Source organism: Actinosynnema sp. NPDC059797 (genome assembly GCF_042732085.1).
Taxonomy (GTDB): Bacteria; Actinomycetota; Actinomycetes; order Mycobacteriales; family Pseudonocardiaceae; genus Actinosynnema.
Genome location: NZ_JBHWIE010000276.1, coordinates 1 through 9,392, shown reverse-complemented (window position 1 = coordinate 9,392; position 9,392 = coordinate 1). Strand labels below are relative to the sequence as shown.

Annotated in this window: 7 protein-coding genes; 1 reads left to right on the top strand and 6 read right to left on the bottom strand. The window is 72.2% G+C overall.

What is annotated here, in order from left to right; translation table 11 throughout:
• Positions 1-105 precede the first annotated feature (105 nt).
• The 6 genes from ACFV4N_RS34120 to ACFV4N_RS34095 all read right to left on the bottom strand — a co-directional run bounded on the left by ACFV4N_RS34120 (position 106) and on the right by ACFV4N_RS34095 (position 8,548).
• Complete coding sequence (locus ACFV4N_RS34120) at positions 106-1,557, bottom strand: glutamate synthase subunit beta (protein ID WP_499676784.1); 1,452 nt, start codon at positions 1,555-1,557, stop codon at positions 106-108.
• Positions 1,550-6,055, bottom strand: a complete 4,506-nt coding sequence (gene gltB / locus ACFV4N_RS34115) for a glutamate synthase large subunit (protein ID WP_499676783.1) — start codon at positions 6,053-6,055, stop codon at positions 1,550-1,552. The genes ACFV4N_RS34120 and gltB overlap by 8 nt, the downstream gene beginning before the upstream one ends.
• 388 nt (positions 6,056-6,443) lie before the next feature.
• The gene (locus ACFV4N_RS34110) at positions 6,444-6,656 is read right to left on the bottom strand and encodes a hypothetical protein (RefSeq protein ID WP_499676782.1); all 213 of its coding nucleotides are present in this window, start codon (positions 6,654-6,656) and stop codon (positions 6,444-6,446) included.
• Between the two features lie 141 nt (positions 6,657-6,797).
• Positions 6,798-7,502: a VIT1/CCC1 transporter family protein gene (locus ACFV4N_RS34105; RefSeq protein ID WP_499676781.1), complete on the bottom strand. Its 705-nt coding sequence runs from the start codon at positions 7,500-7,502 to the stop codon at positions 6,798-6,800.
• Between the two features lie 134 nt (positions 7,503-7,636).
• A complete protein-coding gene (locus ACFV4N_RS34100) occupies positions 7,637-8,155 on the bottom strand; it encodes a hypothetical protein (protein ID WP_499676780.1) in 519 nt (172 codons plus the stop codon).
• Positions 8,156-8,191: 36 nt separating this feature from the next.
• Positions 8,192-8,548, bottom strand: a complete 357-nt coding sequence (locus ACFV4N_RS34095) for an ArsR/SmtB family transcription factor (RefSeq protein WP_499676779.1) — start codon at positions 8,546-8,548, stop codon at positions 8,192-8,194.
• 91 nt (positions 8,549-8,639) lie between these two features.
• On the opposite strand from ACFV4N_RS34095, the gene ACFV4N_RS34090 reads away from it, so the two are divergent.
• Positions 8,640-9,371, top strand: a complete 732-nt coding sequence (locus ACFV4N_RS34090) for an SDR family NAD(P)-dependent oxidoreductase (RefSeq protein ID WP_499676778.1) — start codon at positions 8,640-8,642, stop codon at positions 9,369-9,371.
• Positions 9,372-9,392: the final 21 nt, after the last annotated feature.

Sequence of the window (9,392 nt, the reverse complement as noted above, 5' to 3'; positions counted from 1 at the left end):
ATTTGTTTAAACGAGACACCCGCGTGACCGGACCCCGTTGTCCGGCCACGCGGGAAGAGGACGTCCCCGGCGGCCGGCCCCCGCTGTCCGGCCGCCGGGAACGGGTCAGGTGATCGGCCGGTCCGTCGGCTCGATCGGCCGGGGCAGGACGTCCCGCCCCACCAGGTACGCGTCGACGCCCGCGGCGGCCGAGCGGCCCTCCGCGATCGCCCACACGATCAGCGACTGCCCGCGGCCCATGTCGCCCGCCACGAACACGCCGTCCACCGAGGTGGCGAACGACCGGTCACGGGCGACGTTGCCGCGCGCGTCCAGGTCCACGCCCAGCTCGGTGAGCAGCCCCTCCTTCTCCGGGCCGACGAAACCCATGGCCAGCGTCACCAGCTGGGCCGGGATCTCGCGCTCGCTGCCGGGCACCGGCTCGAAGCGCCCGCCGGACGCCCGCACCTCGACCAGGCGCAGCGCCCGCACCGCACCGTCGTCGTCGCCCAGGAACTCCACCGTGGACACCGAGTACAGGCGCTCGCCGCCCTCCTCGTGCGCCGACGACACCCGGTACAGCATCGGGTAGGTCGGCCACGGGTGGGCCTCCGACCGCTGCTCCGGCGGCCTGGGCATGATCTCCAGCTGCGTCACCGACAGCGCGCCCTGGCGGTGGGCCGTGCCCACGCAGTCCGCGCCCGTGTCACCGCCGCCGATGACGACCACGTGCTTGCCCTCCGCCGAGATCGGCGGCCGCTCCAGCTCGCCGCGCGCCACCCGGTTCGCACCCGGCAGGTACTCCATCGCCTGGTACACCCCGCGCAGCTCCCGGCCGGGCACCGGCAGGTCGCGCCACGCCGTCGCGCCGCCGGCCAGCACCACCGCGTCGTAGGACGCCCGCAGCTCGTCGACCGTGACGTCCACGCCGACGTTCACGCCCGTCCGGAACTCGGTGCCCTCGGCGCGCATCTGCTCCAGCCGCCGGTCCAGGCGCCACTTCTCCATCTTGAACTCGGGGATGCCGTACCGCAGCAGGCCGCCGATCGCGTCGGCCCGCTCCAGCACCACCACCGAGTGCCCGGCCCGGGTCAGCTGCTGCGCCGCGGCCAACCCGGCGGGGCCGGAGCCGACGACCGCTACCTTCTTGCCGGTCAGGGTGGCGGGGACCTGCGGGGTCACCCAGCCCTCGTCCCACGCCCGGTCGATGATGGAGATCTCCACCCGCTTGATGGTCACCGGATCGCCGTTGATCCCGACCACGCACGCGGCCTCGCACGGCGCGGGGCACAGCGTCCCGGTGAACTCCGGGAAGTTGTTGGTGGCGTGCAACCGGTCCGACGCCTTGCGCCAGTCCTCCCGCCACACCAGGTTGTTCCACTCGGGGATCAGGTTCCCCAGCGGACAGCCCTGGTGGCAGAACGGGATGCCGCAGTCCATGCACCGCCCGGCCTGCTTCTCCAGCCGGGGCCGCTCGAACTCCTCGTACACCTCGCGCCAGTCGCGCAGCCGCAGGAACACCGGCCGGCTGCGCGGCACCTCCCGCTCGGTGGTGAGGAAGCCTCGGGGGTCAGCCATGAGACGCCTCCATGATCGCTTCGTTGACGTCCCGGCCTTCCTGCTCGGCGCGGGCGCGGGCGGCGAGCACCCGCTTGTAGTCCTTGGGCATGACCTTGGTGAACCGGTCGACCGCGAGGTCCCAGTCCGCCAGCAGCGCGTGCGCCACCGCCGACTCGGTCTCCGCGTAGTGCTTCTCCACCGCGGACCGCAGGAACTCCCGGTCGGCGGCGTCCAGCGGGTCCAGGTCCACCATCTCGGCGTTCACCCGGCCGACCACCGCGTCGAGCACGTAGGCGACGCCGCCCGACATGCCCGCCGCGAAGTTGCGCCCGGTCGACCCGAGCACGACCACCCGGCCGCCGGTCATGTACTCGCAGCCGTGGTCGCCCACGCCCTCGACGACGGCCAGCGCGCCGGAGTTGCGCACGCAGAACCGCTCGCCGACGCGCCCGCGCAGGAAGATCTCGCCGGACGTGGCGCCGTAGCCGATCACGTTGCCCGCGACGACCTGCTGCTCGGCGGCGAACTGGGCGTCCGGCACCGGCCGCACGGTGATCCGCCCGCCGGACAGGCCCTTGCCGAGGTAGTCGTTCGCGTCGCCGACGAGCCGCAGGGTGATGCCGCGCGGCACGAACGCGCCGAACGACTGCCCGGCGGTGCCGGTGAACGTGATGTCGATCGTGTCGTCCGGCAGGCCCTGGCCGCCCCACTTCCGGGTCACCTCGGAGCCGAGCATGGTGCCCACGGTGCGGTTGACGTTGCGCACCGGCAGCTCCAGCCGCACCCGGTCGCCCGAGGCGATGGCGCCCTCGGCCAACTGGATCAGCGTGTTGTCCAGCGCCTTGTCCAGCCCGTGGTCCTGCGCCACCACCTGGTGCCGCGCCGCGCCCTCGGGCAGCTCGGGCACGTGGAAGATCGGCGACAGGTCGAGCCCGGCCGCCTTCCAGTGGTCAACGGCCCGGCGCGTGTCCAGCAGGTCGGCGTGGCCGACGGCCTCCGCCAGGGTGCGGAAACCGAGGCGCGCCAACAGCTCCCGCACCTCCTGCGCGACGAACTCGAAGAAGTTCACCACGTGCTCGGCCTTGCCCGCGAACTTCGCGCGCAGCGCCGGGTTCTGCGTGGCCACGCCCACCGGGCAGGTGTCCAGGTGGCACACCCGCATCATGATGCAGCCCGACACCACCAGGGGAGCGGTGGCGAAGCCGAACTCCTCCGCGCCCAGCAGCGCCGCGATCACCACGTCCCGGCCGGTCTTGAGCTGGCCGTCGGTCTGCACCACGATCCGGTCGCGCAGCCGGTTGGCCAGCAGCGTCTGCTGCGTCTCGGCCAGGCCCAGCTCCCACGGGCCGCCCGCGTGCTTGATGGACGACAGGGGGGAGGCGCCGGTGCCGCCGTCGTGGCCGGAGATCAGCACGACGTCCGCGTGGGCCTTGGACACGCCCGCCGCGACCGTGCCGACGCCGACCTCGGAGACGAGCTTCACGTGGATGCGCGCCGCCGGGTTGGCGTTCTTCAGGTCGTGGATGAGCTGCGCCAGGTCCTCGATCGAGTAGATGTCGTGGTGCGGCGGCGGCGAGATCAGGCCCACGCCCGGCGTCGAGTGCCGGGTCTTGGCGATCCACGGGTACACCTTCGCGCCGGGCAGCTGGCCGCCCTCGCCGGGCTTCGCGCCCTGCGCCATCTTGATCTGGATGTCGTCGGCGTTGACCAGGTACTCGCTCGTCACGCCGAACCGGCCGGACGCGACCTGCTTGATCGCGCTGCGGCGCGAGTCGCCGTTGGCGTCCGGGACGAACCGCTCCGGGTCCTCGCCGCCCTCGCCGGTGTTGGACTTCGCGCCCAACCGGTTCATCGCGATGGCCAGCACCTCGTGCATCTCCTGCGAGATGGACCCGTAGGAGATGGCGCCGGTGGCGAACCGCTTGACGATCGACGAGACCGGCTCGACCTCCTCGATCGGCACCGGCGGCCGCACGCCCTCCTTGAACTCGAACAGCCCGCGCAGCGTCATCAGCCGCTCGGCCTGCTCGTCGACCGCGCGCGTGTACTCCTTGAAGACGTCGTAACGCCCGGTGCGGGTGGAGTGCTGGAGCTTGAACACCGTCTGCGGGTTGAACAGGTGCGCCTCGCCCTCGCGGCGCCACTGGTAGTCGCCGCCGGTCTCCAGCTCCCGGTGGTGCGGCCGGACGCCGTCGGCCGGGAACGCGGTGCGGTGCCGCCGCGCGACCTCCTCGGCGATGACGTCGAACCCGATGCCGCCCAGCCGCGACGTGGTGCCGGTGAAGCAGGACTCCACGACCTCGTCGCCCAGGCCGATGGCCTCGAAGATCTGCGCGCCCGTGTAGGAGGCGACGGTCGACACGCCCATCTTGGACATGGTCTTGCGCACGCCCTTGCCCAGCGCCTTGATCAGGTTGCGGGCGGCGACCTTCGGCTCGACGTCCGGCAGCTCCTCCACCGACGCCATCGCCAGGTACGGGTTGACCGCCTTGGCGCCGTAGCCGACGAGCAGCGCGATGTGGTGCACCTCGCGGGCGTCGCCCGCCTCCACGATCAGGTCGACCTGGGTGCGGGTCTTCTCCCGCACCAGGTGGTGGTGCACCGCACCGGTCAGCAGCAGCGACGGGATCGGCGCGTGCTCGGCGTCGACGCCCCGGTCGGACAGCACGACCAGTCGCGCGCCGTCCCGGATGGCCGCCGACACCTCGGCGCGGATCTCGTCCAGCCGCCGCACCAGGGCCTCGCCGCCGCCCGCCACCTCGTACAGGCCGCGCACGGTGAAGGTGCGGAACTCCGGCAGGGTGCCGTCGTCGTCGACGTGCACCAGCTTGGCCAGCTCGTCGTTGTCCAGCACCGGGAACGGCAGCGAGATCCGCCGGCAGGAGCTCTCGTCCGCCGACAGCAGGTTGGGCTCCGCGCCGAGGGTGGCGTGCAGCGAGGTCACCAGCTCCTCGCGGATCGCGTCCAGCGGCGGGTTGGTCACCTGGGCGAACAGCTGGGTGAAGTAGTCGAACAGCTGCCGGGGCCGGTTCGACAGCGGCGCGAACGGGGCGTCGTTGCCCATCGAGCCGATCGGCTCCGCGCCGGTGCGGGCCATCGGGCCCAGCAGCAGCGACAGCTCCTCCTCGGTGTAGCCGAACGCCTGCTGGCGGCGCACCAGCGACGAGTGCGTGGGCACCTCGCGGGCCCGCACCGGCAGGTCGGCCAGGCGCAGGATGCCCTTCTCGACCCACTCCTGGTACGGGTGCTCGGCGGCGAGCTGCCCCTTGATCTCCTCGTCGTCGATGATCCGCCCCTGGGCGGTGTCGACGAGGAACATCCGGCCCGGCTCCAGCCGGCCCTTGCGCACGATGGTGGCCGGGTCGAGGTCGAGCACGCCCGCCTCGCTGCCCAGCACCACCAGGCCGTCCTCGGTGACCCAGTACCGGGCCGGGCGCAGGCCGTTGCGGTCGAGCACCGCGCCGATCAGCGTGCCGTCGGTGAACGACACCAGCGCCGGGCCGTCCCACGGCTCCATGAGCGTGGAGTGGAACTCGTAGAACGCCCGCCGCGCGGGGTCCATCTCGGTGTGGTTCTCCCACGCCTCGGGGATCATCATCAGCACCGCGTGGGGCAGGCTGCGGCCGCCCAGGTGCAGCAGCTCCAGCACCTCGTCGAAGGTGGCCGAGTCGCTGGCGTCGCGCGTGATGACCGGGAACACCCGGGACAGGTCGCCGGGGATCAGGTCGGTGGCCAGCACCGACTCCCGGGCGTCCATCCAGTTGCGGTTGCCGCGCAGGGTGTTGATCTCGCCGTTGTGCGCCACGTACCGGTACGGGTGGGCCAGCGGCCACGACGGGAACGTGTTGGTGGAGAAGCGCGAGTGCACCAGGCCGATGGAGCTGGTCACCCGCTCGTCGGTGAGGTCCCGGAAGAACCTCTCCACCTGCGGCTCGGTGAGCATGCCCTTGTAGACGACCGTGCGGCCCGACAGGCTCGGGAAGTACGCGTCCGTGGCGTGCTCCACGCGCTTGCGCACCACGAAGGCCAGGCGCTCCAGCTCCAGGCCGCCGGTGCCCTCCGGACCGGCGAGGAAGAGCTGGCTGAACGCCGGCATGGTCGTCCTCGCGGTCGGCCCGACGTGGTCGGCGTCCACCGGCAGCTCGCGCCAGCCGAGGACGGTGGCGCCCTCCTCGGCGGCGATGCGCTCGACCTCGGCCTTGACGCCGTCCTGCCCGTCGTGCGGCAGGAACGCCGTGCCGACGGCGTAGTGGCCGGGCTCGGGCAGCGCGAAGTCGACGACCTCGCGGTAGAACGCGTCGGGGACCTGGATCAGGATTCCCGCGCCGTCACCGGTTTCAGGCTCTGCCCCGCGGGCACCCCGGTGTTCGAGGTTGCGCAGCGCGACCAGGGCCTGGCGCACGATCGCGTGGTTTCTACGCCCGGCCAGGTCGGCCACGAACGCGACGCCACAAGCGTCGTGCTCGTACCGCGGGTCGTAGAGGCCGCCTTGCGGCGGGTTGTGGTGGTGGGTCACAACGGGCCCTCCCGTGGCGTCGTCAGTTCGCCTGTTTTCGGGCAAACGGATGCGGCCGAGCGACCGCGCGCGGCTTTACGCGGACAGGTCGGCCTGCAGGTGCTGGCTGGGGAACCACGCCGGGAGATCATCAGCGTGGGGACCGCACTCCGTTGTGCGGGAGAACTGCACTTCCTGGTGCGTGCGCTCCGTGACCGGATGGGGCCGGGAGAGCACGCTGGGCGGTGCACCGGGGTTGCCGGGGTCTTGTGACGATAGTGTGAATTCGGGGTTATGGCGCTAGTCCGAGAGGGCGTCGTGGCGAAGACCACCCCTACTTGACGCCGTTTCGCCCAGTCGAGTACGCCCGCTCGGACCAGTGTTTCGAAAGTTCCAGCCGCGGCCGAGCTCAGCCCCTGGCGGTCCGCGCCGCTCTCGCGCAGGCGCCCGCGGCGACCAGGAAGGTGATCGCCACGGCGGCCTGCCACCACGCGGCCTCGCTCGCGGCCAGGATCACGTTGATGCCCGCCACCAGTGCGAACAGGGCGGACAGGAGCGCCCAGACCCGGCGTTCACCCCGCTCCGAACGGGGCACCAGGACGAAGGTCGGCGGGTGGGTCATCTCGGGCACCTCCAGTCGGGGGCTCGTCGCCACCGGCGGCGACGAGGCGGTCCGGAGTACCCGCACTTTGCGTAGATCACACCTTCGCGGGACAACTTCTTTCGCCGAGGACCGAACATCCTGTGCGCTGTGTAATCGGGGTTACCCCAGGGTTACGCCGAACAGGACCCCCACGTAGTACGTCACGATCATCGTCAGCGAGCCGACCACCACGTTCCGGCGCACCGCCCGCCCGACCCCGCTCGCCCCGAGCCGGGCGCTGACCACGCCGGTGAGCACCAGCCCGACCAGCACCGCCGCCGCGCACGCCCACACCCGCCACGCCGTGGGCGGCAGCACGATCGCCACCAGCGGCACCGCCGCGCCCACCGCGAACGCCACCAGCGACGCCAGCGCGGCGTGCCACGGGTTGGTCAGGTTGTCCGGGTCGATCTGGAGCTCGGCCTCGGCGTGGGCGCGCAGGGCGTCCTTCTCGGTCAGCTCGTGCGCGACCCGGGCGGCCAGCTCCTCGGACAGGCCCTTGTCCCGGTAGATGCCCGCCAGCTCGCGCTCCTCCTCCTCGGGCATCTCGCGCAGCTCCCGGGCCTCCAGCCGCAGCGCGGCCCGCTCGGTGTCCCGCTGCGTGCTGACCGAGACGTACTCGCCGCCCGCCATCGACAGCGAGCCGGCGACCAACCCGGCCACGCCCGCGGCGAGGATCGCGGTGCGGTCCGCGGTGGCCCCCGCGACGCCCACCACCAGACCCGCCGTGGACACGATCCCGTCGTTGGCGCCGAGCACGCCCGCGCGGAGCCAGTTCAGCCTGCCGGAGAGGTCGTCGTGGTGCGGTTCACCGGGGTGCGTCATGCCGTGATCGAACCACCCGGCACACCACCGGGTGGTGTGGAGGACGCGAACGGGTGAAGGACTGGACAGCCCCGCACCCCACCCGCGCGCCACCGCCCGCGATCAACGCCACTGTGACGAATGGACGAAGGGGATCAGCCGGACTCCACGATCCGCCACTGCGGGCCGTTCACCCAGGTCGCCTCCAACCGGGACCGGTGCCCGGCCCCGGCGAACTCCACGACGACGGCGTCGGCGGGCTGCTCGACGGTGGCCGAGAACCCCTGGTGCGGGGTGGCCGAGATCGGCTGCAGGTCGCGCGGCGCGAACCGGACGGCCGCCACCCCACCCCGGAGGCGGAAGCTGCGCAGGTAAACGGGTTGGCCGCCCTGCTCGACCCAGGTGCCCTCCTCGGAAGGCAACTGCGCGGCAGCGGTGGTGGTCGTGGTCGTGGTCGTGATCACCACGGTGACGGTCGCCGGAGGCGGCGCGGAAACGGGGGCGGCGGTCGTGGTCGTGGGCACCGCGGACGACTGCTGGACCGGCCCGGCGACGAAGCGCGGCGGTTCCGGCACACCCGCCTCCAGCACGGAGCGGACGCCCAACCAGGACAACCCCACCGCCACGGCGGTGGAGGCCGACCACGCCGCGAAGTACCGCAGACCCCTGGTCACCCCGACCATCCTGCCGGCGGCGGCACCCGACCCCAATCAGCCCTCGTCCGACCGGCCGCAGGTGGTCACGTGACCACCCACGTCGTAGCACTCGGCGGCGGCGAGCACGGTCTCGAGCAGCCGGGGGAAGCGGGCCTCGAGCTCCTCCCGGCGCAGCCGCACGTAACAGCGGGTGCCCTCATCGCGCCGCCACGTCAACCCGGCGGTGTTGAGCACCTTCAGGTGGTGGCTGAGCGTCGACTTGGCCACCGGCGCGGTGAACTCGCCGAAGTTCCGCTCCTCGCCGTCGGCCAGCAACCGCACCAGCCCGACGCGCAGCGGGTCGCTGAGCGCCGCCAGGACGTCGGTCAGGCAGAGCCGATCGACGTCCGGGTTGGGCTCGGTGTGGCGCACCCCTCCAGTCTAGTTGTTCGACGACTTGCGAACATGCCATCGATCCCGCTAACTTGTTCGACGTTCACCGAACATCGAACAAGGGGGAACCATGGAGTTCGACGGACAGGTGGCCCTGGTCACCGGCAGCACCGCGGGCATCGGTCGGGAAACCGCGCGGCTGCTGGCGCTCGGCGGCGCGACGGTGATCGTCACCGGCCGGGACGCCGCACGGGGCGCGGAAACCACGGCGGCCATCGAGGCGGACGGCGGCCGGGCCAAGTTCATCGCGGCGGACCTGGCCGACCTGGCCTCGGTCCGAGCCCTGGCCGAGGCCGCCGGCGAGGTCGACGTGCTCATCAACAACGCGGGCATCTTCCCGTTCGCGTCGACCGCCGAGCAGGACCCCGACGTCTACCGGCAACTGTTCGACATCAACGTCCGCGCCCCGTTCTTCCTGGGCGCGGCCCTCCTGCCCGCCATGGCGGCCCGCGGCCGGGGGACCGTGGTCAACATCTCCACCTCGGCCGCCACGCTGGGCTTCCCGGGCACCGCGGCCTACGCGGCCACCAAGGCGGCGCTGGAGTCCCTGACGCGCACGTGGGCGGTGGAATTCCGGGGCACCGGCGTAAGGGTCAACACCGTGTCCCCGGGTGCCACCGCAACCGAATCGGCCCTGGCCCTGGGCGACGACGTGGCGACGAAGCTGGGCGAGGCAACCCCGCTGGGCCGGGTGGCACAACCCCGGGAGATCGCCGAGACCATCGTGTTCCTGGCCTCCCCGCGCGCCAGTTACGTCCACGGCCAAAACCTGATCGTCGACGGCGGCCAGGTGATCGTCTAACCGAAGACGCACACCACGCCC